24 protein-coding genes are annotated in these 25,402 nt (G+C 38.8%); 11 read left to right on the plus strand and 13 right to left on the minus strand.

Annotation, left to right across the window (positions count from 1 at the left end):
- Nucleotides 1-17 precede the first annotated feature (17 nt).
- From EVJ48_03435 to rimO, 8 genes are all read right to left on the minus strand, one after another.
- Nucleotides 18-842 carry a heterodisulfide reductase subunit F gene (locus tag EVJ48_03435; protein ID RZV39749.1) on the minus strand — a complete coding sequence of 275 codons (825 nt, stop codon included), beginning with the start codon at nucleotides 840-842 and terminating at the stop codon, nucleotides 18-20.
- Nucleotides 843-900: 58 nt separating this feature from the next.
- Nucleotides 901-1,923, minus strand: coding sequence for a hypothetical protein (locus EVJ48_03440; GenBank protein ID RZV39750.1), 1,023 nt, complete (start codon nucleotides 1,921-1,923; stop codon nucleotides 901-903).
- A 27-nt stretch (nucleotides 1,924-1,950) separates the two neighbouring features.
- Nucleotides 1,951-2,856, minus strand: coding sequence for a hypothetical protein (locus EVJ48_03445; protein RZV39751.1), 906 nt, complete (start codon nucleotides 2,854-2,856; stop codon nucleotides 1,951-1,953).
- An 11-nt stretch (nucleotides 2,857-2,867) separates the two neighbouring features.
- On the minus strand, nucleotides 2,868-3,341 hold the full coding sequence (locus EVJ48_03450) for a hydrogenase iron-sulfur subunit (GenBank protein RZV39811.1): 474 nt from the start codon (nucleotides 3,339-3,341) through the stop codon (nucleotides 2,868-2,870).
- Between the two features lie 118 nt (nucleotides 3,342-3,459).
- Entirely contained in the window at nucleotides 3,460-5,442 is a 1,983-nt protein-coding gene (locus EVJ48_03455) for a CoB--CoM heterodisulfide reductase iron-sulfur subunit A family protein (protein ID RZV39752.1), read from the minus strand.
- Nucleotides 5,443-5,584: 142 nt separating this feature from the next.
- Nucleotides 5,585-6,463: a heterodisulfide reductase subunit B gene (locus tag EVJ48_03460; protein ID RZV39753.1), complete on the minus strand. Its 879-nt coding sequence runs from the start codon at nucleotides 6,461-6,463 to the stop codon at nucleotides 5,585-5,587.
- A gap of 25 nt (nucleotides 6,464-6,488) precedes the next feature.
- Nucleotides 6,489-7,037 carry a 4Fe-4S dicluster domain-containing protein gene (locus tag EVJ48_03465; protein RZV39754.1) on the minus strand — a complete coding sequence of 183 codons (549 nt, stop codon included), beginning with the start codon at nucleotides 7,035-7,037 and terminating at the stop codon, nucleotides 6,489-6,491.
- Between the two features lie 146 nt (nucleotides 7,038-7,183).
- Complete coding sequence (rimO, locus tag EVJ48_03470) at nucleotides 7,184-8,530, minus strand: 30S ribosomal protein S12 methylthiotransferase RimO (GenBank protein RZV39755.1); 1,347 nt, start codon at nucleotides 8,528-8,530, stop codon at nucleotides 7,184-7,186.
- A gap of 225 nt (nucleotides 8,531-8,755) precedes the next feature.
- On the opposite strand from rimO, the gene EVJ48_03475 reads away from it, so the two are divergent.
- The 11 genes from EVJ48_03475 to der all read left to right on the plus strand — a co-directional run bounded on the left by EVJ48_03475 (nucleotide 8,756) and on the right by der (nucleotide 20,791).
- Complete coding sequence (locus tag EVJ48_03475) at nucleotides 8,756-10,105, plus strand: TolC family protein (protein ID RZV39756.1); 1,350 nt, start codon at nucleotides 8,756-8,758, stop codon at nucleotides 10,103-10,105.
- A gap of 13 nt (nucleotides 10,106-10,118) precedes the next feature.
- Nucleotides 10,119-11,309: an efflux RND transporter periplasmic adaptor subunit gene (locus EVJ48_03480; GenBank protein RZV39757.1), complete on the plus strand. Its 1,191-nt coding sequence runs from the start codon at nucleotides 10,119-10,121 to the stop codon at nucleotides 11,307-11,309.
- A 188-nt stretch (nucleotides 11,310-11,497) separates the two neighbouring features.
- Nucleotides 11,498-12,220 carry an ABC transporter ATP-binding protein gene (locus tag EVJ48_03485; protein ID RZV39758.1) on the plus strand — a complete coding sequence of 241 codons (723 nt, stop codon included), beginning with the start codon at nucleotides 11,498-11,500 and terminating at the stop codon, nucleotides 12,218-12,220.
- Complete coding sequence (locus EVJ48_03490; protein ID RZV39759.1) at nucleotides 12,217-13,452, plus strand: FtsX-like permease family protein; 1,236 nt, start codon at nucleotides 12,217-12,219, stop codon at nucleotides 13,450-13,452. Before EVJ48_03485 ends, EVJ48_03490 begins: the two co-directional genes overlap by 4 nt.
- A 293-nt stretch (nucleotides 13,453-13,745) precedes the next feature.
- Nucleotides 13,746-14,396, plus strand: a complete 651-nt coding sequence (gene cysE / locus EVJ48_03495; protein ID RZV39760.1) for a serine O-acetyltransferase — start codon at nucleotides 13,746-13,748, stop codon at nucleotides 14,394-14,396.
- A gap of 2 nt (nucleotides 14,397-14,398) precedes the next feature.
- Entirely contained in the window at nucleotides 14,399-14,863 is a 465-nt protein-coding gene (locus EVJ48_03500; protein ID RZV39761.1) for an RrF2 family transcriptional regulator, read from the plus strand.
- A gap of 67 nt (nucleotides 14,864-14,930) precedes the next feature.
- Entirely contained in the window at nucleotides 14,931-16,097 is a 1,167-nt protein-coding gene (locus EVJ48_03505) for a cysteine desulfurase (GenBank protein ID RZV39762.1), read from the plus strand.
- A 234-nt stretch (nucleotides 16,098-16,331) separates the two neighbouring features.
- Complete coding sequence (gene mnmA, locus EVJ48_03510) at nucleotides 16,332-17,420, plus strand: tRNA 2-thiouridine(34) synthase MnmA (GenBank protein ID RZV39763.1); 1,089 nt, start codon at nucleotides 16,332-16,334, stop codon at nucleotides 17,418-17,420.
- A gap of 22 nt (nucleotides 17,421-17,442) precedes the next feature.
- The gene (locus tag EVJ48_03515; protein ID RZV39764.1) at nucleotides 17,443-18,762 is read left to right on the plus strand and encodes a MiaB/RimO family radical SAM methylthiotransferase; all 1,320 of its coding nucleotides are present in this window, start codon (nucleotides 17,443-17,445) and stop codon (nucleotides 18,760-18,762) included.
- Between the two features lie 3 nt (nucleotides 18,763-18,765).
- On the plus strand, nucleotides 18,766-19,458 hold the full coding sequence (gene rnc / locus EVJ48_03520) for a ribonuclease III (GenBank protein RZV39765.1): 693 nt from the start codon (nucleotides 18,766-18,768) through the stop codon (nucleotides 19,456-19,458).
- Nucleotides 19,445-20,791: a ribosome biogenesis GTPase Der gene (gene der / locus EVJ48_03525; protein RZV39766.1), complete on the plus strand. Its 1,347-nt coding sequence runs from the start codon at nucleotides 19,445-19,447 to the stop codon at nucleotides 20,789-20,791. Before rnc ends, der begins: the two co-directional genes overlap by 14 nt.
- Nucleotides 20,792-20,807: 16 nt before the next feature.
- Here the strand turns inward: der and EVJ48_03530 are convergent, their stop codons facing one another.
- The 5 genes from EVJ48_03530 to moaC all read right to left on the minus strand — a co-directional run bounded on the left by EVJ48_03530 (nucleotide 20,808) and on the right by moaC (nucleotide 25,360).
- Nucleotides 20,808-21,101, minus strand: a complete 294-nt coding sequence (locus tag EVJ48_03530) for a hypothetical protein (GenBank protein ID RZV39767.1) — start codon at nucleotides 21,099-21,101, stop codon at nucleotides 20,808-20,810.
- A 28-nt stretch (nucleotides 21,102-21,129) separates the two neighbouring features.
- The gene (locus EVJ48_03535; protein ID RZV39768.1) at nucleotides 21,130-22,017 is read right to left on the minus strand and encodes a heterodisulfide reductase subunit B; all 888 of its coding nucleotides are present in this window, start codon (nucleotides 22,015-22,017) and stop codon (nucleotides 21,130-21,132) included.
- On the minus strand, nucleotides 22,014-23,012 hold the full coding sequence (locus EVJ48_03540; protein RZV39769.1) for a succinate dehydrogenase/fumarate reductase iron-sulfur subunit: 999 nt from the start codon (nucleotides 23,010-23,012) through the stop codon (nucleotides 22,014-22,016). The genes EVJ48_03535 and EVJ48_03540 overlap by 4 nt, the downstream gene beginning before the upstream one ends.
- Nucleotides 23,013-23,038: 26 nt before the next feature.
- On the minus strand, nucleotides 23,039-24,715 hold the full coding sequence (locus EVJ48_03545) for an FAD-dependent oxidoreductase (protein RZV39770.1): 1,677 nt from the start codon (nucleotides 24,713-24,715) through the stop codon (nucleotides 23,039-23,041).
- A gap of 159 nt (nucleotides 24,716-24,874) precedes the next feature.
- Nucleotides 24,875-25,360: a cyclic pyranopterin monophosphate synthase MoaC gene (moaC, locus tag EVJ48_03550; GenBank protein ID RZV39771.1), complete on the minus strand. Its 486-nt coding sequence runs from the start codon at nucleotides 25,358-25,360 to the stop codon at nucleotides 24,875-24,877.
- Nucleotides 25,361-25,402: the final 42 nt, after the last annotated feature.

A 25,402-nucleotide genomic window follows, 5' to 3' on the forward strand; every position in this document is an offset into this window, starting at 1 on the left:
AGTTTCAGTCGTTAGAATTAGAAATCGTTGGGCAGGCTTTCAAGCTCTTTTGCCGTAAACACCGGGCCGTCTTTGCATACGTAAACGCTGCCAACGTTGCATCTCCCGCATTTTCCTAGTCCGCATTTCATTCTGTTTTCAAGAGTAGTTATTATATTTTCTTTACTGAAACCCATTTTTTCTTCAAGAGTTTTTAAAGCAAACTTAATCATAATCGGAGGTCCGCAAACCACCGCTATGCTGTTTTCGCCTTTAAGAGGAAGCTGTTCCAGAATAGTAGGAACGAAGCCGACTTTTCCTTTCCAGTCGGGAGTTTCTCCGCCGGGATCTACCGTTACGACAAATTCCGTATCTTTATGATTTTTCCATTCGTCGAAAATATTTTTATACAAAAGGTCGCCTACGGTTCTAGCGCCGTATAGTATAGTAATTTTACCGTATTTATCGCGCTCGTCGAGACAATATTCCATAATAGACTTAACCGGAGCCATGCCTATGCCTCCGCCGACGAAGACGATATCTTTGCCGTGCATTTTCGACGTATCGAAATAGTTTCCGTAAGGACCCCTGAAAGCAATTTTATCGCCTTCGTTTAATCCGTTTATACCGGTCGTAGCACGTCCCGAAGTCCTGAAACTGAATTCAAAATATTCTTTTCTTAAAGGTGAGGATGAAAAACCGAAAGTAGATTCGCCTTCTCCTATCAGCGAAAATTCGCCGAACTGACCTGGAAGAAAATCTATGCTTTTTCCGTCTATGGTAAGGCGTATCGTTTTAGTGTCCGCAGTCTCCTGAATAATTTCTTTTATTTCCGCCAGTTTAGGCAAATAGATATTTTCCATTAACTATATGCTCCCGCTATATAATATTAATATTAAATTATATTTTTTATACTATTATTTACGCCATTTCGGCTAAATTTTTCGCAACTTCTTTTATATCTATGTCTTCGGGACAGTTTCTCGAACATCTGCCGCACCCTACGCATAAATATTTATCGAATTTCTCGCTGTAAATTTTGAACTTATGCATTAATCTCTGTCTGTATCTGTCGCCCTGAGTAACCCTCGGATTATGGCCCGAAGTATGAAGAGTGAATATCCCGAACTGGCATGAATCCCAGTTGCGGATCCTCCTGCCTTCTTTAAGGTTGCCTTCGTCCTGAATATCGAAACAGTGGCATGTAGGACATGTGTAAGTACAGACTCCGCAGCCTATGCACGATAAAAATCTTTCCTGAAAATAGTTATGCTCGAAATTTTTATCTAAAAAGCTTTTAGTCTTTTCTATTTCAAAAATCTTTTTCCAATCTTTATCTGCCGGAACTTTGTCTTTTGTAGTTTCGGTAAATAAATCCGAATATTTTTTTATAAGGTTTAGCCCTTTCTCTCCGGTAACTATAGCAAAATATTTATCGCCCGATTTTTTAAGAAGAACGTCCGAACCGTAAGAACTTTCAGGAGAAAGCTGCATTTCAGTGCAGAAGCAATAATTATCTGGTTTTTCGCAGGCTATAGAAATTATGGTCAGATTTTTAAATCTTTCGTTAAAGAATTCGTCCTTATAATCCCAGTTAAAAACTTTTTCCATTATGGGGCCTGCTCCGGCATCGCAAGGCCTTCCCCCGAAAATAACCCGTTTTTCGTTTGCGCCGGCAATACTTTGCAGGCCGTCTTTAATATCGGTATCGACTCCCGAAATCGAATACTCAAAAATCGTTTCGGTTTTAGGAAGAAGATATTCTTTATAAGACATCTTAGGCAATAAAATATCTAGGTTTGCTTCTTCAAACCTGCTTATTTTTCCGTAAAAAGTATCGCCGTCCTTATTGGTCGGCGCTATAACCTCATAGTTATCGGTTATCATCCCGTCAACAAATTTTTTAAGATTTTCCGAGGAAATTTCAAAATATTTTTCTTCCATTATAAGCCGTCTCCAATATCTTATTTCTTATTTTATAAAGTCGTTGAAATCGCTTTCGCTGAATACGCCGAAAACGGGTTTAGCATTGATATCCAGTCCTGATTTGTAGCCAAAAAGATTATATACGTCTCTTGCCATTTTTTCGTTTATCAGCATAAGCGGAATGTTCACGGGGCATGCTCTTTCGCACTCTCCGCATCCTATGCACCTGCCGGAAAGATGATAAGCTCTTATCATATTCCACTGTGCATTTCCGGGTTCTTCCGAATTGGTATCTATCCACTGAGGCATATTTTTTTCTACTATGCATCTTGAGCAGAAGCAAAGCGGGCAAGCCTGCCTGCAGGCATAACATTTAATGCATTTATCAAACTCTTTTGCCCAGTAAGCATTTTTTTCTTCGGTACTCATAGCCTCTAATTTTTCTATCTCGGCATAAGGCTTAACGCTTCCCGACAGGCTCAATTCCGGTTCCTCGGTTTCAACAAGAAAATCGTAAAGAACGGGCGTATGTTCCTGACATACGAGGCATTTATCGTACACCGTAGTTTCCGAAACTTTTGTTTCGCCTTTATCTGCAAGATTTTGTTTTATTACGCCGTTGCACTGCATGCCGATTATTTTTATGTTGTCTCTCGATAATTGATACTCCTGAATTAAGGTATTAACGGCTTTTTCGTCGCATCCTTTAACGGTTATTCCTATTTTTCCGTATTTCTTAACTTCCTGTTTTTTTAAAAATACGGCTAAATCTTGAACGGCGTTATGGCTGAACGAAAGCTTTTCAACCTCTTCCGGTTTAGTTATAAAAACGGGTCTCATTCTTTGCGGATTAGAACCTTTGGTATATCCTATTATAAGATTCACTTCGCCGCTTTCGAGAAGATCTTTTGCTATTTTTTGCAGTTTTTCGTCTGTTTTTGTGTTTGCCATAAATATATCCTTTATTTTTTTGTAAATATATCCGTCGTTTTATCCGGCAGAGATTTAATTTTATCCGTAAATTCGTTAATTACGGCAACCCATTTGTTTCCTTCCGATGCGCTTATCCAGGAAAATTCCACCCTGTTTAAATCTACTCCGAGATAACCGAGTAAATCTCTAAACGTCGCATATTTTCTTCTTGAATGATAATTTCCGCTGGTATAATGGCAGTCGCCGGGGTGACAGCCGGAGACCAAAACTCCTTTTGCACCTTTTTTAAAAGCTTCTACTATAAAAAGCGGGTCTATTCTTCCGGTACACGGCAGTTTTATAACTCTTACGTTGTCGGAATACTTCATTCTGCTCGTTCCGGCAAGATCCGCGCCGTTGTAAGTACACCAGTTGCAGACGAAAGCTATTAACCTTGGATCGCTTTGACTGCCGGCATTAGTTGCCGCCGTTCCTTCTTTTTGTTTTTCCTTTTCTGCGTTCATATCTTCCATGTCTGAAAGACTCCTTTTTTTCCGTTTTGTGGTAAGGACGGATTGAATTCCGTCAATACGGTTCAATTTTGTGGGAGTACCGGAATTAAATTCCGATACTCCCTATAAGTTATACTGCTAACGATTTAATTTCCGCATATATCTGGTCGTCCATAAAGCCTTTGACGTCGATAGATTTAGAGAAGCAGGCGTTCACGCATGCTCCGCATCCGGTGCAAAGTCCTGGATTTACGTTAGCAACGACTTTTACGACGTTGCCGTTTCTGTCTTTAATTTCTTTTCTGGTAATAGCGTTATAAGCGCAGACTCTCTGGCAGTAGAAACAGGCAACGCAAGTCGCTTCGTTAACGCTCGATATAGTTCCTTCGACCTCGTACTCGCTTTTGGAAAACAAGCCGAGTATTTTTGAAGCCGCCGCAGAACCCGAAACTACCGATTCAGGAATGTCTCTGGGTCCCTGTGCCATACCGGCAAGAAATATGCCTGCCGTAGAAGATTCCGCAGGTCTCAATTTAGGATGAGATTCGGTTAAGAAACCATATTTATCGTATGATATTCCAAGCATTTGAGCAAGTTTGTCGGAACCTTTTTTGGGTATTACGCCGGTTGCAAGAACAACCATATCGGCAGCTATTTCTACCTGATTCCCGGAAAGAGTATCGGCTCCTTTTACTATAAGTTTTCCGTTGTCTTCATATATTTTAGATACCCTGCCTCTTAAATAAACCGCTCCGTCCTGCTCCATAGTTCCTCTTACGAACTCTTCGTATCCCTTGCTTGTAGATCTTATATCTATATAAAAAACATAGCTTTGCGAGCCGTGAACCTTATGAGCAAAAAGTTTTGCGTGCTTTGCCGTGTACATACAACAAACTTTGGAACAATACGGAACTCCTTTTTCGGGGTCCCTCGAACCTACGCACTGAACAAACACTATAGTCTGAGGCGTTTTTCCGTCAGAAGGTCTTTTTATTACGCCCTCGGTAGGTCCGGAGGCAGAAAGAAGCCTTTCAAACTGCAATCCCGAAACCACGTCTTTATATTTTCCGTAACCGTATTCGCCGTACATGGAAGTTTCCATGAGGTCGTATCCGGTTGCGGCTACTATTGCGCCGACCGTTTCTTCTATTATTTCGTCCTGCATGCTGAAATCTATACACTTTGGACCGCAGGCGTCGAAACATTTCTGACATTTTCCGCCTTTTTTAAAATGAAGGCATACGGAGCGGTCTAACACGGGCACTAATGGCACCGCCTGAGGAAACGGAACGTATATTGCGGTTCTTTCCGACAAGTTTAGATTAAACTCGCTTTTAACGTTTTTGTGCATAGGACAAGCATTCCAACATTCGCCGCATCCAGTACAGTCTTTTTCGACGACGCTTCTTGCCTTTTTCTTTATTTTTACTTTGAAATTTCCTATATAGCCGGAAACGTCTTCTATTTCGGAATATGTATATAATTTAATGTTCGGATGCTGGTTTGCTTCGACCATTTTCGGGGTCATTATGCAGCTGGAACAGTCTAAAGTAGGAAAGGTTTCGTCGAGCTGTATCATTCTGCCGCCTATAGACGGTTCTTTCTCGACTAATATAACTTCTACTCCGCCGTTCGCGATATCTAAGGCGGCCTGTATTCCCGAAATGCCTCCGCCTATAACCAGCGCTTTTTTATTTAATGGAACTCTGACGTCTTCTATGGGCTTATCTCTTTTTACCTTTTCAACCATCATTTTCATTAAATCGACGGCTTTTGCGGTAGCTCTTTCTTTATCTTCGTGAACCCATGAAACCTGTTCCCTGATATTTGCAATTTCTACGAAATACGGATTCAATCCTTCTTTTACCGCAGCTTTCCTAAATGTGTTTTCGTGCATATGAGGCGAACATGCGGCAAGAACGACGCCCGTTAAATTTTTCTCTTTAATTACGTTCCTCAAGCTGTTCTGTCCCGGGTCGGAACACATATATTTGTAATCGACGGCGCTGACTACTCCGGGTATTTTTGCAGCTTCCTCTCTTACTTTTTCTACGTCGACGGTGCTCGCTATATTAGAACCGCACCAGCAGACAAACACGCCTATTCTTGACATAATATTTTACCTCTCGTATGTAACTTAATAAATAATCTTAATTTCCGATTTTAGGGAAAACCTAAATATTCAATTTTATGAAATTAATTTCATTCAGTTTACTGCGAAACCGGAATTTATTTACATAAATAATCTATACTGCTTATTTAGATAATTCTTCTATTTTTTTTAGTACTCTGTCTGCCGCAACCATATGTCCGTCTATCGCAAGGTCTTTAGGATTAATTCCGAAAGAAAGGCCCAGAAGCTCCGTAATAAACAAAACCGGCAGACCTATTTTTTCTTCGTATTTTCTTTCTATTTCTTTCTGCCTGACGTCTAAATTTGAATGGCACAGGGGGCAGGCGACTACTACGACGTCTGCTCCGTGATTTTTGGCATCGTACAAAACTTTTCCCGTCAAAGCCATAACTACGTCCGGTTTGGAAAGAGAATTAATAGCCCCGCAACATTCGGTTTTATAAGAATAGTCGACCGGCTCCGCTCCGGTAAGAGAAACCAGCTCGTCCATGGTAACGGGATTTTCGGGATCGTCGAACTGCATAACTTTAGGAGGTCTTACTAATAAACAGCCGTAATACGATGCAACCTTAAGTCCCGCAAGCGGTTTTTTAACCATCGATTTTATCTTGTCTTTGCCGACTATTCCTATGAGGAATTCGAGCATGTTATTTATGCTCATTTCGGAATCATAGGGCATTTCCAAAGAATTGGTTATTTTCTTTTTCAGTATATCGTCTCTTTTTAGTTCATAATCGGCGTTTTTGAGCCTGTTGGAGCATGCGGCGCATGGAGCAAGGACGGATTCGAAACCGTCCTTTTCGGCTATGGCAAGGTTTCTTGCCGGAAGAGCTATAGCAAGATTATGGTTTATGCTGTGGGCGGCTGAAGCTCCGCAGCAGTTCCAGTCGGGAATCTCCTTGACCTCTATGTTCATAGCTTCAAGAATTTTTAACAACGAAACTTCATATTCAAAAGACGTTCCTTTTAACGAACATCCGGGGTAATATGCTAATTTCATATTTTTTAATTTCTCCTTTAACTTTTTACTCGAAATCCTTAAAAATTTTTGCTATTTGATTTAAGCCTGAAAGATTTTCTCCGTGCATTTTAAGTTTTCCTTTTTCAAACATTTTTGGAGCCAAAAACATATCTCTGAAAAGATGTTTTGTTTTTAATTTATATTTGCCGACCAATTCAAGTTCGAAAATTCTTCCGTGCGACTTGACGTTTTCCAGAAAAACTTCGTGAAACATCTGTACTTCTTTTTCCGTTTTTGAAGTTATTCCTTTTCTTTCGGCTATTTCCCTAAGAACGTCCATTATTCCGGTAACTTCAAATCCTTTCGGACATCTGGTCGAACAGGTATTGCACGAAACGCACAGCCATATCGTTTTAGAATTTAAAACGGTATCTTCCATTCCAAGTTCGGTCATTTTTATAATCTGGTTTGGAGTATAATCCATTTCAAAATTAACGGGGCATCCCGCCGAACATTTGCCGCATTGATAGCACTTGGATAGTTTGTCGTGCAGCATAGACTCGACCTGTGCGACAAAATTCCGCCTGTTTTGTTCATTTAAAACCGTTTTCATAGCTATTGTCCCTGAATTAAAATTGAATTTATTTTATGTTTTCGGATTGAAAATCGTATATTTTTTGTTTTTTTATTCGATTTTAAAATGCCGTTCTTAAATTATAAACCTTAATTAAATTTTAGTCAAGAATTTTTTACTTCTAATTATATAGCCGAGGGCGTGCATAACAGGTCGTAGCCCTTAATTTTATTGATGTTAACATATATAAAATTTTTTTTTGCAATATATCCGCGACTATTTTTTAAGTCTTCTGAATACATATAAGTATATCCGTCGATATCGGGCGACTGAAAGTAAGTTCTAAGCTTTACCGTTTTATTGTTTATTTCGTCTATTACAGCTTCGTACGTCCGACCTATGTGTTTAGACATTATTGAGCCGATTAGCGATTTTTGAGTTTCCATTAAAATTTTATATCTTTCGGATTTAATTTTTGCGCTTACTTTTTGATTATATTTATATGAAACGGCCGACATTTCGTCCGAATATTTAAAAACTCCGAGGTTGTCGAATTTTACGTCCTTAACGAACGCCGATAATTCTTCGAAGTCTTTATCCGTTTCTCCGGGGAAACCGATAATAAGGGAAGTCCTTAATGCGGCGCCGGGGATTTCGTTTTTTATTTTTTCTATAATTCTTAAAACGTCTTTTTTTGATTCGCCGCGTTTCATTAATTTAAGAATTTTATCGCTAATATGTTGAACCGGCATATCTATATATTTTAAAATTTTTTCTTCATTATTAAACAGGCTTATTAAATCATCGGTAAACAAAGCCGCCGAAGGATAAAGATACATAAGCCTTATCCACTTGACGCCTTTTATTTTTATAAGCTCTTTCAGCAGAACGTATAAACCGTTTTTAACTCCCGCATCCGTTCCGTAATAAGATGTATCTTGGGAAACGATTATTAATTCTTCGACTCCGGCCGAAGCTAAATAGGCGGCTTCTTTTTTAATCTCTTCTATAGATTTCGAGCGGTATGCGCCCCTAATTGAAGGAATAGTGCAGAAAGAACAAGACCTGCTGCATCCTTCGGATATTTTAAGGTATGCCGTGCTTTTTAAGTTAAAATGCTCCCTTTCGAATTCTTTATATTCTTTTGAGGAAGCCTGCCTGCCCGATATTTTTTTTCCCGCCGCAGTTTCAATTTCTTCTACTATTTTTTCTTCGTCGAAAGTAGCCAGAAAAATATCGACTTCGGGCAGTTCTTTTTTAAGTATTTCTATGTTGTTGTTTACCATGCATCCCGTCACCGCAATATATTTTACTGCGCCGGACTTTTTTTTCTCGACCGCTTCCATTATTACGCCTATAGATTCTTTTCTTGCCGCTTCTATAAAACCGCAGGTGTTTACTACGCAGATATCGCATGAATCGGAGTCGGAAGTAAATCTTATGTCCGACTTTTCGAGACGGGTAAATATATTTTCGGAATCTACCTGATTTTTAGGACATCCCAAACTTATTAGATTAAAACTTAACGGCATCGGCTAGAAAATATTTATATTGACAAATGACTTTAAAGTCATTATGATTATTATTGATTAACATCATTTAATGAATTATTATGCATTATATTTTTTGTTTATGATTTATTAATTATTTATTAACAATGCGACGTTATAATTTGTGATGAGGACATAATTGAATTCTGTCCTCATAATTTAATATAATATCGATATATAATAATCTATATAATATAATAATATAAAATGAATATTAATACCATAAAAAAAATAATATTGCCTTTTCTTTTCTTAATTATAGCTATATTATTTACCAACGCCGGAAATTCTTACGGCGCAACAAAAAAAAATATAACCTTTAAAGATGCGTTAAGGCTTGCGGTCAAACTTTACCCCGGAATATTAACTTCAAAATATTCATATCTTTCGTCCGTATATACAAAAAATGAAACTCTTTCTCAATATTATCCGCAAATTTCCGCAAGCGCCGGATTTTCAAAAAATTCGGTTATGGACGTAGATAATAATACCGTAATTTCCGGAGGACAGGTAATTACGGAACCTGGTATAAATTATTCGCTTAACGACTATTCGGCGTCTTTGAATGCGACGTATATGCTTTATTCTTTCGGCTCGCGCTATTACGGTTATCTTAACGCAAAATATCAGATGAAAGGCGCTGACGCAGGTTATAATTATGCCGTAAACAGCGATTTATATAACGTTATTTTAAATTTTGCCGAATATTTTGCCGACAAAGAATTAATGAAAGCCGACAAAGAAAACCTTAAAAACGACGAAATGCAGTATAAAGCCGCAGAAGCATTTTACAAAGTAGGTACGGGCGACCTTTTAGACGCGGAAACGGCAAAAGCGACAATGGAAACCGCAAAAGCCGCTTATATAAATTCTATATTCAACGTCCGCATAACAAGGCTGGCTCTTTTAAATTCCATAGGGCTTCCGCCTTCGAAAAACTACGTTTTCATAAATACCTTGAAATTTAAACCTTTTAAAAGCAAACTGCAAAGGCTGATTAAATCGGCAGTTAAAAATAATCCTCAGCTAAAACAGGCTCTGTATGCGGTAAAAGCGGCAAAAGCTTCCGTAAAACAGTCCGACAGCGGTTATTATCCGTCTTTTAACGCAGATTTTTCATATACCGGAGTAAATTCGGCTTTTCCGCTTAACAGAAATTATTCTGCGGGACTTTCCGTTTCAATACCTATTTTTAACGGATTTTTAACTCAAAATAAAATAGATTATTCCAAAGCGGCGTTAAACGGCTCCATTTGGAATAAAAAACTTACCGAAAACAACTTGATTTACGGCGTTTCAAGCGATTATTACGCTTTAAACAATCAGTATTTAACCGTTAAGGCGCTGAAATCTTCCGAAAAGGCTTCAAAACTTGCTTATACTCTTGCTTTTAAAAGCTACGAAGTGGGAGTAGGTTCCATGGTTCAGCTCGTAACGGCAAACGCCCAGTATATTTCGGCATTGACAAGCTATATAAACGGCAGATACACATATTTTTATCTAAAAGCTAAACTATATTCCGACCTAGGATTAATACCGCAACATTATTTAAAATAATAAAGGTGAAACAATGAAAAAAAATAAAAAAATTATTATAATCGCGATTATAATTTTACTTGCGATATTTATCGCGTCTTATTTTATTATAAAGTCTAAAACGCATAAAGTTTCTTACGACCTTTATCAGGTAAAACCCATTACCATACAAAAATATGTTACTACTACCGGAACGGCTAATCCTATAAATACTATAAACGTGGGAGCGCAGGTATCGGGAATATTTTCAAAACTTTACGTCTGGTACAACTCGATAGTTAAAAAAGGACAGCTTCTCGCTCAAATAGACCCTGCCCCCTTTATCCAAAAAGTCGACCAGGATAAAGCAAATCTTGCTTCCGCCGAAGCAAACGTCCTTAAGCAAAGGGCGGCGTTATCGTACGACAGGCTGACTTATATCAGGGACGAAAAACTATGGAAAGAAAACTTGATAGCGCATCAGACGGAACAAAACGCCTACAGCGTTTATCTGCAGGATATAGCCCAGCTTAAATATTTAGAAGATGCGGTAAATGCGGCTAAGGCGCAATTGGGTCAGGACGAAACAAACCTTTCTTACACAAATATATATTCGCCGGTTAACGGCATTATAATAAACGTAGGGGTCGTGGTCGGTCAGACCGTCGCTTCAAGTTTTCAGACGCCGAACCTTTTCGTAATAGGCGAAAACATAAAAAAAATGGAAATAGATACGACTACAAACGAAGCGGACCTCGGCGGCATTAAAAAAGGCGATGAGGCTTCATTTACCGTATATGCATATCCAGATAAAACCGTATGGGGCAGCGTTCATAATATAAGAATTAATCCTACGACCGTTTCCGGAGTCGTCAGCTATAACGTCACGATATTTTTTAATAACGACGACGAGAAGGTGCTTCCTGGAATGACCGCTATAGTTAAAATTTACGTTTCGGAAAAAAAAGGCGTCCTCGGCGTCCCTAATTCAGCTTTAAGATTTATTCCGACCGGAGAAAACAAACAGATTTTAAATAATATCACTAAAAAATTAAAAGTCGGCGAAGGCGTCGTATGGGTACTGGAAAACGGCGTTCCCAAACCGGTTATAGTAAAACTTGGTATAAATAACGACGAATATACGGAGGTCGCCTCGAAAGATATTAAGAGCGGCACCGAAGTAATAACGGGCATACAATCTTCCTCTAAAGGCGCCGCGGCTCCTGGAAGAAGGATGTTCTTCTAAAAAATGTGCAGAACAAGTTGCAAATGGAAAAAGACGCCATGGAAAAAGGTGTCAGATTTTATTTTACGCATACGAAAAGAAACAATTAACTATAAAAGATTTTGCGTAAAATTAATCTGACACCTTTTTCCAAAATCAAAAAATCTTGGTAGTAAAATCTGACACTTTTTTTCCTAAGGAAATATAATATGGCAAACAGCTATAATACTAAAGACGACGTTCCTCTGATAAGGCTTGAAAATATCGGCATGATTTATAAAATAGGCGATATTTCCTATGAAGTACTTAAAGGAATAAACCTTACCGTAGAAAACGGGGAATTCGTTTCGATAATGGGCGCATCCGGCTCAGGGAAATCTACTCTAATGAACATATTGGGATGTTTGGATAAACCTACTTCCGGAAGCTATTTTCTTGAAGGGAAGGATGTCTCCGGACTTACGCCGGACGAACTTGCCGAAATTAGAAATAAAAAAATAGGCTTCGTATTTCAGGGTTTTAATCTTATACAAAGGCTTTCTATTATTGAAAACGTTATGCTGCCTCTTTATTATTCGGGCTATCACTCAAAAGACTCCGAAGAAATGGCGCTAAAAGCTTTAAAACTCGTCGATCTTTCGGAAAAAGGAAATAAATTTCCGAATCAGATATCCGGCGGAGAACAGCAAAGAGTGGCTATAGCAAGAGCCGTAGTAAACGACGCTCCTATAATAATGGCTGACGAACCTACGGGTAATCTCGACTCCGTAAGAGGGGCGGACGTTATGAATTTTTTTGAAAAAATTAATACTGAAAGGGGCGCTACTATAATTCTGGTAACGCACGATAAGCATATAGCAGATTATGCAAAAAGACTTATAACGGTAAAAGACGGAATTATTTTGTCTTCGGAAACCATAAAAAAAATATGAAACGAAAACGCGTAAAATTTGCTTTTTTTCTTGACTTGGAATCGGCATATAAAACCCTGTTGAGGAATAAAATAAGGTCGTTCTTGACGATACTCGGAATTATTATAGGCGTAGGCTCGGTTATCGCAACGATAGGCATCGGACAGGGCGCATCTAAAGCCATTCAGGCATCGATTAACTCGATGGGTTCCAATATGCTGATTATACTTCCCGGTTCGTCGTCGCTCGGAGGAATACACAGCGGTTTCGGAGTTCTGCCTACGCTTACGCTGAACGATGCATATGCAATAAGAAAACTTTCTTCGGTTAAAACCGATACCGCAATGCTCGGAATGTCCCAGCAGGTAATATGGAGGGGAAACAACTGGTCAACTTTAATCAACGGATCAAACTCTACATTTCCGATAGTAAGGAAATGGCCGGTAGCAAAAGGCGTTTTTTTTACTCACCAGCAGGTTGCTTCAGCGGCTAACGTAGCCGTAATAGGAAACACGGCGGCAACCGAACTTTTCGGGCTTATAAATCCCATAGGACACATAATAATTATTCACAGCGTTCCGTTTACCGTTATAGGTCTTTTATCTATTAAAGGATTTAACGCTTTCGGACAGGACCAGGACGACACGGTGATTATACCTATAACGACTATGATGGAAAAGATTGCCGGCACGACATGGGTGCACGCCATAGCAGTTTCCGCAAAAACTCAGAAAGACACGGTTATTGCCCAGTCTCAAATTACGCGTCTATTAAGGCAAAGACATCATATACCGGTGAATAAACCTAACGACTTTTTCGTCAGAAACCTTACCGAAATAGCCCAGGCGGCAAATTCCAGCGCCGCTACTTTTACCATTCTTCTCGCAAGCATTGCCGCAGTATCCCTGCTGGTAGGCGGCATAGGCATAATGAACATAATGCTTGTTTCCGTAACCGAAAGAACCAAAGAAATAGGAATAAGAATGGCTATAGGCGCTAAAAAATCCGATATCCTTAAACAGTTTCTGATAGAATCGGCCGTTTTAAGCCTTTTCGGCGGACTGCTCGGCATCGGTCTAGGCTTCGGAATTTCAAGCGCAATTTCCGCTTTCTCTCCCCTTAAAACCGTAGTGACGGCGGAACCTATAATAATCTCAGTCGTATTTTCCCTGTGCGTAGGAATATTTTTCGGCTTTTATCCGGCCTATAAAGCCTCAAGGATGAATCCCGTAGAAGCATTAAGGTACGAATAGATTTGCCTAGAGGAAAAGGTGTCAGATTAATTTTCCGTAAATAACTTTTAATAAATACTAGAACAGCATTCAATTATAACAAGTTGCAAATAAAAAACGTTACGTATGCGGAAAATAAAATCTGACACCTTTTCCCTGACACCTTTTCCTAACCCAGTTGAAGCATTAAGATATAAATAGTCCTGTAGCCCGCTTTCATATTTTTTATATTTCTGTTATATTAATAAGATAAATATAAAAAATATTTGGAATATTATTTCGTATTAATCATATTTTTATATACTGCGCAAAAGATGTTTAAAACTCTAAGAGAAAATATAAATTCGGTTTACGAAAGAGATCCTGCCGCCAGAAACGCTCTGGAGGTTTTGCTCTGCTACCCGGGGCTTCATGCCGTATATTTTCATAAAATATCGCATTTTTTATGGAAACATAAATTCAGGCTTTTGGCAAGGCTCGTTTCGCAGGCGGGAAGATTTTTTACGGGAATTGAAATTCATCCCGGCGCAAAAATAGGCAGAAGATTTTTTATAGACCACGGCATGGGAGTCGTAATAGGCGAAACCGCTGAAATAGGAGACGACGTTACTATTTATCACGGCGTTACGCTTGGCGGGACAAGCTGGAAAAAGGAAAAAAGGCATCCTACCGTAGGGGACAGGGTGATAATAGGCACGGGAGCAAAAATACTAGGCCCTTTAACTATAGGGCACGACTCTAAAGTAGGGGCCAATTCGGTGGTCGTCAACGAAGTTCCTGCTCATTCTACGGTAGTCGGAATACCGGCGAAATCGACGAAGCGGGACGAATCGGAAGTTCACGACAATATAGACCTTGAACATAACAGACTTTTTGACCCCGCTTTTTACGAGATATCGCTTTTAAAATCAAAAATATCCGAGCTTGAAAACAGGATAAAAGAGATTGAGGCATCTAAAAAATAAAAATGAAACTTTCTTCTAAAGGTCAATACGCCGTAAGGGCGCTGATATATCTGTCGTATAATTCAAAGGACAACTCGGTTCCTGTAAGTTTAAAGGATATTGCCGCAGGAGAATATATTTCCCTGCACTATTTGGAACAGATATTTTTTACTTTAAAAAAAGCCGGTATAGTAAGAAGTTTAAGAGGTCCGAACGGCGGTTATCTGCTTAATAAAAAACCTTCGGAGCTATTTATCGGAGATATAATAGAATCGGTAGAGCCGATAGAAATTACAAGCTGCATAAGCAAATCTAAAGCAAAAAAAGAATGCGGCAGAAAATCGTTTTGTTTAGCTTTCGATATGTGGAATTCCGTATCGAAGAAAATCACCGAATTACTTAATTCCATAACTATACAAGACGTAATAGACGAATACAAACAAAAACTGTCATCATCTAATACATCTAATACATCTAATAGAACATAGTGCCAGAATTCAATTCCGGCACCGTAACAAAATAGAAAATAGCGCCAAAATTAAATAACGGAAATATATGCCGAGAATTTATTTAGATTATAATGCGACTACTCCGGTGGACACTGCGGTTCTTGAAGAAGTAGTAAATACCCTTAAAAATTATCAGGGCAATCCGTCTTCGGTTTATGAAGAAGGACGCGCCGCAAGAATACTGATAGAAGACTCCCGCGATTTAGTCAAATCTTTTCTGGATGCCGGAAATTCAGGAGAAGTTATTTTTACGTCTTCGGGTTCGGAATCCATTAACCTTGCGATAACGGGTTCCGTTTACGCTTATATGAAAAACAATAAAAAAAAAGTTCCGCATATTATAACTTCCACTGTTGAACACCATGCTGTATTAAACACCTTTAAATTTTTGGAATCTATAGGCATAGAAACTACTTATGTCGGAGTAAACGAATTCGGCATGATCGATATCGAGGAAATAACCGGAGCTATAAGGGAAAATACCTCGTTGGTTTCTATTATGGGGGCAAATAACGAAACCGGTACGCTTTTCCCGATTAAACAAATTTTTGAAGAAGTTAAAAAAATTAAGGAAGACGTTATCTGCCACAGCGACTTAGTTCAAGTTATAGGCAAAGCGCATTTCAGCTTAAAAGACGTTCCTTTGGATATGTGCAGTTTTTCGGGACATAAATTTTATGCTTTAAAAGGATGCGGCGCTCTATATGTAAAAAAGGGGGTAAATATAGAGCCTATTATCCACGGCGGTCATCAGGAGCGAGGCTTAAGAGCCGGTACGGAAAATATAGCGGGTATAGTTTCTATAGCGAAAGGCATGAGCATATTAAAAAATATCATGAACGAAGAAGCGGCGAGAATTAATTCGCTTGGAAGCATTTTTCACGACAAACTTTTTTACGGCATAGAAGGCATAAAGCTTAACGGAAATCCCGTAAACAGGCTGAAAAATACCTTGAATGTTTCTTTTGACGGCGTCAAATCTGAAACCCTTCTGTTTAATCTCGACCTTTACGGAATAAGCGCTTCAGCCGGTTCCGCCTGCAATGCCGGAACGGTTTCGCTGTCTCACGTATTAAAGGCTCACGGATACGACGCAAAAAGAATAGAATCGGCTATAAGATTCAGCATAGGAAGATATACTACGGAAGACGATATAGATTATGCCGTAAGCGCTATTAAAAAGGGCGTGTTAAAATTGCGGACGGGCAGTTGATTTCAAAGTATATTTTCATCCTGCAATAGAACAAAAACCTATTGAATGTGTTATAATGACTATAAAACTGTCCATGAAAAAGGTGTCAGATTTTATTTTATGCATGAAAAATGAAAAAGGTGTCAGATTTTATTTTACGTAAACGAAAAGAGGCAATTAACGATAAAAGATTTTGCGTAAAATTAATCTGACACCTTTTTCACAATGCAGGATTAAATATGTATTTATATTATTATGCTTATTAAATCCAATAAAACCGTCGCAGTAGCAATGTCGGGCGGCGTCGACAGCTCGGTAAGCGCTATAATTCTTAAAAAAAGGGGCTACTCGGTAATCGGCGTTTCTATGCATCTCGTTTCGGAAGATGCGTCCTCCGGAACTTTAAAAACCTGTTGCAGCACGGACGATATAATTTCGGCAAAAAGGGTTTGCGTAAAACTCGGTATACCCCATTTCGTCGTAAATCTAGAAAATGAATTTAAAACCGAAGTAATAGACCGGTTCGTCACGGAATATTTAAACGGAAAAACGCCTAATCCCTGTATCGTATGCAACTGCGTTATGAAGTTTGACCTGCTGATTAAAAGAGCAAAAGAACTCGGCGCAGATTTTCTGGCTACGGGACATTATGCAAGAATAACGGCAGATACGGACGGACGCTATTTTCTCCTTAAATCTAAAGATTTATCTAAGGACCAGTCTTACGTTCTTTACGGCCTTTCGCAGGAAAACCTTAAAAGCATAATGTTTCCGGTAGGCAATATGAATAAAATGCAGACGCGCAGGATAGCTTCGAATGCCGGATTTACCGATATTTCCGGCAAAAAAGACAGCGTAGAAATATGCTTCGTTCCGGATAAAGATTATGCAGGATTCATTAAAAAGCATTCGGCGATATGCTTAAAAAAGGGGGTTATTAAAAATTTAAGAGGGGAAATAATAGGGGAACATAGCGGTATTTTTAACTACACCGTAGGGCAGAGGAAAAGGCTCGGAGTTTCTTCTAAAAATCCTCTATACGTAGTTAATATTTCGGCGGAAAATAATGAAATTTTCGTCGGAAATATGGAAGACTGTATGTCCGATTCTTTGACGGTTAAAAATTTTAATTTTATTAACCCCGAATATAAAAACTTGCTCGAAGAGATAAAAACCTCCGTAAAGATAAGATATTCTTCGCCTGATTATAGATGTAAAGCCCGTATTTTAGAAGACGGCTCCGTAAAAATAAAATTCGGCGAAAAAGTTAAATTTATAACTCCGGGACAGTCCGCCGTACTTTATTCCGGAATTAAAGTTATAGGCGGCGGAATTATAGAATAATAAATTAAAATATACGAAAAACATGACCATAACGGAAAATATAATTGCGGAACTGTTCGGGAAAGAAAATCTGCACGGCAAAAAGGAAACCGTTAAATGCGCCGTCGTTTCTTCGGGATGCAAACTTAACCAGTTTGAATCAGGCCAGCTTTCCGAAATATTTAAACGGTTTAATATTTCCGCCGCAGAATACGGCGAACCGGAAATCGACGTCTTTTTGATAAATACCTGTACCGTTACGGACAAAGCGGATATTGAAACCGAAAGAACCGTAAGAAAAATTAAAAAACGCTATCCCGAAAGCCGTTTGATTATTACCGGATGTTCGGTTCAGATTAATAAAAACAGATTTTTGGACATCGACGGTTTAAAACTTATGGATAACGCAAAAAAAGCCGAGCTTATAAAAAATTCTGCAGACGAATTTCCGAATTCGGTTTTTAATCAAAAACGAACCAGACCTTATTTGAAAATTCAGGAAGGCTGCGAACTTGAATGTTCTTACTGCATAATACCCAAAGCAAGACCCGTCAAATGGTCGCTGGGCATAAAAAAAGTTTTGCGTTATATAGAAGAATTCGACAGACAAGGTTTTAGCGAAATAATATTAACCGGAGTAAATATAGGCTCGTATAAAGACAAAAAATCCGGCTCCGGATTAAAAGAACTGCTTATTGCCGCAGAAGAGCTAAAAAACGGGGTCAAAATAAGGATTAGCTCCATAGACCCTATATACATAGACGACGAAATGATTAAAATTTTTGCGGATTCTAGAAAAATCAGAAATCATTTTCATATACCTCTCCAAAGCGCTTCCAACCGAATACTTAAGCTAATGAAAAGAAATTATTCTTTTAACGACTATTTAAAAATTACGGAAAAAATTTGCGAATCGGTACCGGATGCCGCGATAGGAACGGACATAATAAGCGGCTTTCCGGGTGAAACCGAAAACGATTTTTACGAAACGATGGAAAATATTGAAAAATTGCCTATCTATTATATACATGCTTTTTCTTATTCCGACAGAGAAGGAACTGTATCTTATTTTTTAAAACCTAAAATTAAAGAGACTGAAATTAAAAGAAGAACCGGCATAATAAGAGAAATTTCTCTCAAAAAAAAAATAAAATTTCATAATAAATTTCGCGGTAAAACTTTAGAATTTCTCAGCCTTACAGACGATAAAGCGATAAGTTCGAATTATATTAAAGCAAAAATATCGGGGAATCCTAAATTAACTCAAGGAACGGAATTTAAAGGAAAAATTATAAATATAGGCGGACGCGTTAGGAAAGACGAGGTTTCGGAAGTAACAGTAGAAATTGAAGCTTTTATATAAGAAATGGATTATAATATCATTGAAAAAAGAATAGGATATTCGTTTAAGGACAGGTCGTTAATAAACCTTGCTTTTACGCATAAATCCGTAAGCGCCGAGAAAAACTATGAAAGATTGGAATTTCTCGGCGATGCGGTTATAGGCGCTATAGTAACGGAATATCTTTATAAAAATTACATAAATTTAAACGAGGGAGAACTTTCCAAATATCGGGCGTCGCTCGTAAGACTGGATGCTCTTTATAATATAGCTCAAAATATTAAGATTTCCGAGTTTATAATTAAAGAACGCGATAACGGCGCCGCAGAGTTAAAAGCTAAAAATAAAAGAATAATCGGCAATGTTTACGAAGCCGTGATCGGAGCGGTATTTCTCGACTCATCCTTTGAAAAAACAAAAGAAATACTTATAAAACATATTTTAAAAGTTACTCCGGATATCGATGAAGAAATCTTAAAAAATTCAGATTTTAAAACCGAGCTTCAGGAGATGGTTCAAAAAGAAACGGGCAGAACGCCGCGATATTTTACTATTAACAAAGAAGGTCCAGACCACAATGCCGTTTTTACGATATGCGTTAAAATAGACGACGAGATTTTTGCTTTAGGGCGCGGCAATACAAAAAAAGATGCTGAACAAAACGGAGCCAAAATTGCAATTAAGAAATTTATGGAGAAACTAAATGATAAAAAGTAAAGATTTTTTCGTACTTATAATCGGCAGGCCTAATGTAGGAAAATCGACGATATTTAATAAAATAACGGGGAAAACTTCGGCTTTGTCGTCTAAAATCGCCGGTACTACTTTAGATTTAAATATAAAAAAAATATCCTTTAACGGAACGGATTTTTTTATTTCAGACAGCGGAGGGTTTAACGTCTCGCCCGCAAACGAAACAGAAAAAAAAATCAGGGACAAAGTTTTCGAATATTCAAAAAAAGCCGGCTTAATTTTATTTGCGGTCGATTATAAAAGCGGGTTTTTACCGGAAGACAAAGAGATTTTTAAACGCCTTAAAAAAAACGGCTCTAATATTATCTTGGTAATAAATAAAGTCGATTCTCCCAAGGATGCAAACGGAGCGGAAAGCGAATTTATAGGTCTCGGCATAAAAACGGTTTTAACCGCAAGCGCGGAAAAAGGAACGGGCATATATGAAATTCTCGAAAAAATAGCCGAAGAAATAAATATTAAAAAACCGGTAAAACCTAAAAAAACCGGCGAAGAAAACGAAAATTCTTTTAAAATAGCCATAATCGGAAGACCTAACAGCGGAAAATCTACTTATATAAACACCTTGTTAAAAGAAGACCTGCTTTTTACCGACGACAAACCCGGCACCACGCGCGATTCCATAGACACGTATATCAGATATAAAGGGCGTTCGATAACTTTAGTAGATACTGCAGGCATCAGAAAAAAAAATAAACTTGATTTAAATTCCGAAGCCTTCCAAAAACAGAGCCTTAATCAAATAAAGAGGGCGGATGTGGTAGTTCTTTTTATAGATATAAATTCGGATGTTACGCATGAAGACCTGTCATTACTGAGAAGAATAACGCTTGAAAAAAAACCCGTCATAATAGCATTTACGAAGTGGGATTTAAAAGAAAAACTGCCGGAAAACGCAGTACAGTTAAAAAATGAAATTAAGTATAAGTTAAAAGAGTTTTCCGGAATGCCTTTCGTATATATTTCATCAAAGACGAATAAAAATTTAAACAAGATATTAGATATGTCTATGGAAATATTCGATTCAAAAAGCGTAAAAATAAAAAAGAAAGATTTAAACAGATTCATCGAAACCGCGAAAACTGAGCCGCGCAGCGGCAGGATTTATAAATACATAAGCTACGGCGTACAAAAAGAAGGAGAAAAAATTCCTACTTTTATATTTTTTACGGGCAATAAAGGAAAAATATTTACTATGACGGATATAAAGTTTTTAAGAAACAGCATAAAAGAAGCATTCGGTATAAAATCGAACGTCGAAGTCGTAATGGAATATAAAAAATACGACGCCGATTAAGATTAAGGGATTACCGCTATTTTTTATTTGTAAGCTCTTCTATCTTTGCTTCTAATTTTTGGATTTTTTTGGTCAGCTCTTCTACGTCGTAAGTAGAAGCGAAATTCATTTCGTCAAGCAGAATATCGGCGACTTTTTCTTTTATAGACTTAAAAATAACGCCTGATTCATATTTAACGGTTTCGATAATCTGGTCTGCCGCTTCCCTGCTCTCTTCATCCGATATATCGACATAATCGTCTAATTTTTCCTGTGCGATAATCGAAAGACCTTTAAGTGCTTTAAGAACTACGTTTATAGTATCGGACATTTTAACCTTCCTCTTTTTATTTTTTTTATTATATTTCGTTCTGCCTGACTTTGGCCATTACGCCCCTAAGCGAAACGTTATGCCTCGAAAAACCCATTTCGGCATAATCGGCGCCTAAGGCTATGCCTATTAGCTGAGGCAAATGAAGTATAGGCAGAGATAATTTTTTGTTTATGTTTTTTGCCGCAACCGTCTGATAAGTATCTAAACTTAAGTGGCATAAAGGGCAAGGGGTAACCATGACGTCGGCATTTTTCTCCTGAGCCTCGTAAATGGCGTTGCCCGCAAGCGAAGTAGAAGTTGATTCGTTTACGAGTATCGTTTGAAATCCGCAGCATTTGGTCCTTCTGACATAAGATACCGGTTCGCCGCCCAGAGCCTTAATCAGCTCTTCAAATCCTTGAGGATTTTCCACGTCGTCGAACTTAACTGCGCTTGACGGCCTGAGTATATGGCATCCGTAAAACGGGGCTATTTTTATTCCTTTCAGGCTTTTAACCGCTTTTTCTTTTAATTTATCGAATCCTATGTCGTCTCTTACGGCATATAAAATATGCTTCACTTTAACTTTTCCGGTATATCTCAGACCTATTTTAGCAAGATATTGGTTTGTTTTTTCTAATGATTCGGGATTATTTATAAGTTCTTCGTTTACCTCGCTGAGAGTCAGAGTGCAGGTGTTGCATATAGTCATTATATCGAGCCCTTCTTTTTCCGCCAAAGCAAGGGTTCTTCCGTTTATAAAAAGCTTTAAGTTTTTATCGAAGCCGTCGATAACTCCGCCTCCGCAACATGATGCCTCAGGCATAGGAATTAAATTTATGCCTAATTTGCCTGCAATAAATTTTGTGGCGTTATCGAGTTCTTTGCCGCTTTCCTGAGCTACGCACCCCGGATAATAAGCATATGTAATCATAATTTATCCTCCAAGTCCAGCTCTTTATATGCAAGCCGAATATCTTCCATATCTTTTATTAATTTATGCCTGAAAGGCGGTATCTTCCCCTTTAGGCCTGCGCCGAACGCAACGGGCAGATCGTTTAAAAGCCCGGTAACGCCTCCGGATTCAAATGCAACTTTTATTTCGTCTAACCTTCCCGTTTCGCCTATAGATCTTGCTATAGAAACCACATGCTTTGAGCCTGACGAAAAAGTAATGGAATTTTTAACCGATTTTTCATGCAGCCTTACTATCGATTTTACCGGAGAAATGCCTTTCGGGCAGAACTGTTCGCATGACTGGCAGTGAACGCAGTCCCAAAAACCGTTAGGCATAGAACCGTTTACTAAACGCGAACCGTTTTTATCGTTATCTCTCGGATCTTCGGCATATCTGTATAATTTAGCGAGAGCGGCAGGTCCAAGATAGTCTTTATTGCCGACTACTCCGCCGCATTCGGAATAGCAACATTCGCATAAAATGCAATTGGGCGTATCTTCGTTTCCGGTCAAATTTTTAAACTCCGATTTATCGTAAACCGGCTGACTGATTTTTTCGCCTTCTTTTAATGCGTGGAAACGGTTATGCGCTTCGTCTTCCCTCTGTCCGAGCAGATAAGGTTTTATAGCTTTTATTTTATCGAAAAAGACCTCCTGATCGACGATTAAATCGCGAATTACGGGCATATTGGCAAGTGGTTCGACGTTAAGTATTCCAAATTTATCGATTTCTAAACTAACCTGCGTTTTACATGCAAGCTTTGTTATTCCGTTTATTTTCATCGCGCAGGAACCGCAGATAGCGCTTCTGCATGACCTTCTAAAGCTGAGCGTTCCGTCAAGCTCCGATTTTATTTTTATTAAGGCGTTTAAAACCGTCATACCCGGATAGTCTTCTACCGTATATTCTTTGTAGTACGGTTTTTCGTCGGTTTCCGGATTAAATCTGTATGCTCTTACCTTGAATTCCATTATATTTTTTCCTCGCTATTAATACGTTAATACGTCCTCGGCTGAGGTTTAAATTTAGTTATCGCAACTTCGGAAAAATCGAATTTTATGTTTCCGTTTCCGTCTAATGTCGCAAGCGTATGTTTGAGCCAGTTGGAATCGTCTCTTTCCGGAAAATCCGTCCTGTAATGAGCTCCCCTCGATTCCTTCCTGAGTATAGCTCCTCTAGCGATTACTTCGGCTATAAGCAGTATATTGCTAAACTCGAATGCTTCTACGATATCTGTATTAAATGTTTTCGATTTGTCGTCTATTCCTATATTTTTTGCGCGTTCTTTGAGTTCGCTTATTTTATCTAAAGCCTTTTTCATGGCATTTTCTTCCCTGAATACCCCGACGTCCGCTCTCATCTCTTCCTGAAGTTCGGATTTTAAAAGGCCGTGTCTTTCTTTTCCCGACGATTTTTTTAATTTTTCGAATTTTTCTTCGTCTCTTTTTATCGCCGATTCGTCGAATTTTCTGTCTCCGGCGGCAGATTTAAGATATTCGGCTATGTCTATTCCCGCCCTTCTGCCGAATACTACCGTATCGAGAAGGGAATTTCCGCCGAGTCTGTTTGCTCCGTGGACGCTGACGCAGGCAGACTCGCCTGCCGAATAGTAACCTTCTATTACGGTTCTTCCGTTATAATCCGTTTTAATTCCGCCCATAGAGTAATGAGCGCCCGGTCTAATAGGAATAGGCTCGTGAATAGGATTAACGCCTTCAAAATCTATAGATAACTGCATAATCTGAGGTAGTCTTTCCATTATTCTTTCTTTGCCGAGATGCCTTATATCTAAAAGAATTGCTCCGTCGACGCCCCTGCCTTCGTTTATTTCGGTCTGCTCCGCTCTTGCAACCACGTCTCTTGGCGCAAGTTCCATAGCTTTAGGAGCATATTTAGACATAAAGCGGACGCCGAGCGAATTAAGCAGATAAGCGCCTTCTCCTCTTGCTCCCTCCGTTACCAATATTCCGGTGCTTTTAAGCGTAGTTGGATGAAACTGTACGAATTCCATATCCATCAGCGGAACTCCGGCATTAATAGATATCGCCATGCCGTCTCCGGTATTTATTAACGCATTGGTATTGGAAGAATAAACCTGTCCGTAACCTCCGGTAGCGAATAAAACCGCCTTTGCGGCAATACCCTCGAATTTTCCGTTTTTAATATCGTATGCCACTACGCCGCTGACTTTTCCATTATCGGTAAGCAGGCTTGTAACGAAATATTCATACAAAATTTTGGTTTTATATTTAAGTACGTTGTCGAACAATCCGTGCAGCATCATATGTCCCACGGCATCCGCATAGTAGCAGGAACGAGGGAAACTTTGTCCGCCGAAAGGCCTCTGTGCTATGCCGCCTTTATCGTTTCTGTTAAAAACGACGCCCATGCTCTGAAGTTCAAGTATGTTTCCGGGGGCTTCGCTCGTCAGTATTTCTATGGCATCCTGGTCGCCGAGATAATCGCTGCCTTTTACGGTATCGAAAAAATGGGATTCCCATGAATCGTTTTCGTCAAACGCGGCGTTGACTCCGCCTTGAGCCGCTCCCGAATGGGAACGCGTAGGATAAACCTTGCTGACTATTACGACATCTATGCCTTTTTTCCTAAGTTCTACGGCCGCCCTTAATCCCGCAAGTCCGGCGCCGACAATAACAACGTCATGTTTTAACATTTATAACCTCTATTATTTTAACAATTCTTGGCGGCGGCAGACTTCATCCCGCCGTTTAAATCGATTGATTTTTATTATAAGAATACGGTTTTTGATATTATAGGATAAACGTTTAAAATTTGCAATAAATTTTTTTAACCCAAATCCCGATTTAGGGTTTTACTTTCTTTTATACGTTCCGCTTTTTCCGCCTTCTTTGCTTATAAGGTAAATATCAGATATTTCTATGGATTTATCCGCAGCCTTCAGCATATCGTAAACGGTAAGCGCCGCTACGGATACGGCCGTCAAGCTTTCCATTTCTACGCCGGTTTTTCCCGATATTTTAACGGAGGATATTATATTGATAGAATTTTCTTTCTCGTCCGTTTTAAACAAAATATCGCATCCTTCTATATTTAAAGGATGGCATAAAGGAATTAATTCCGACGTTTTTTTAGCCGCCATAATTCCGGCTATCTTTGCAGTTCCGAAGACGTCTCCCTTTTTTCCTCCTCCGCCGGTCGCAAGTTTAAAAGCTTCTTCCGACATAGTAACTTTTGCATGGGCGGAAGCTATTCTGACCGTGCCGTTTTTTTCAGACACGTCAACCATTTTAGGCATTCCGTTTTCGTCCAGATGAGTCAGCTTTGTTTCTTTTTCCATTATAATTTCCTCCGCATTTAAGTTTATAACGTTCGAAAAAAA

The organism is Candidatus Acidulodesulfobacterium acidiphilum (assembly GCA_008534395.1).
Taxonomy (GTDB): domain Bacteria; phylum SZUA-79; class SZUA-79; order Acidulodesulfobacterales; family Acidulodesulfobacteraceae; genus Acidulodesulfobacterium_A; species Acidulodesulfobacterium_A acidiphilum.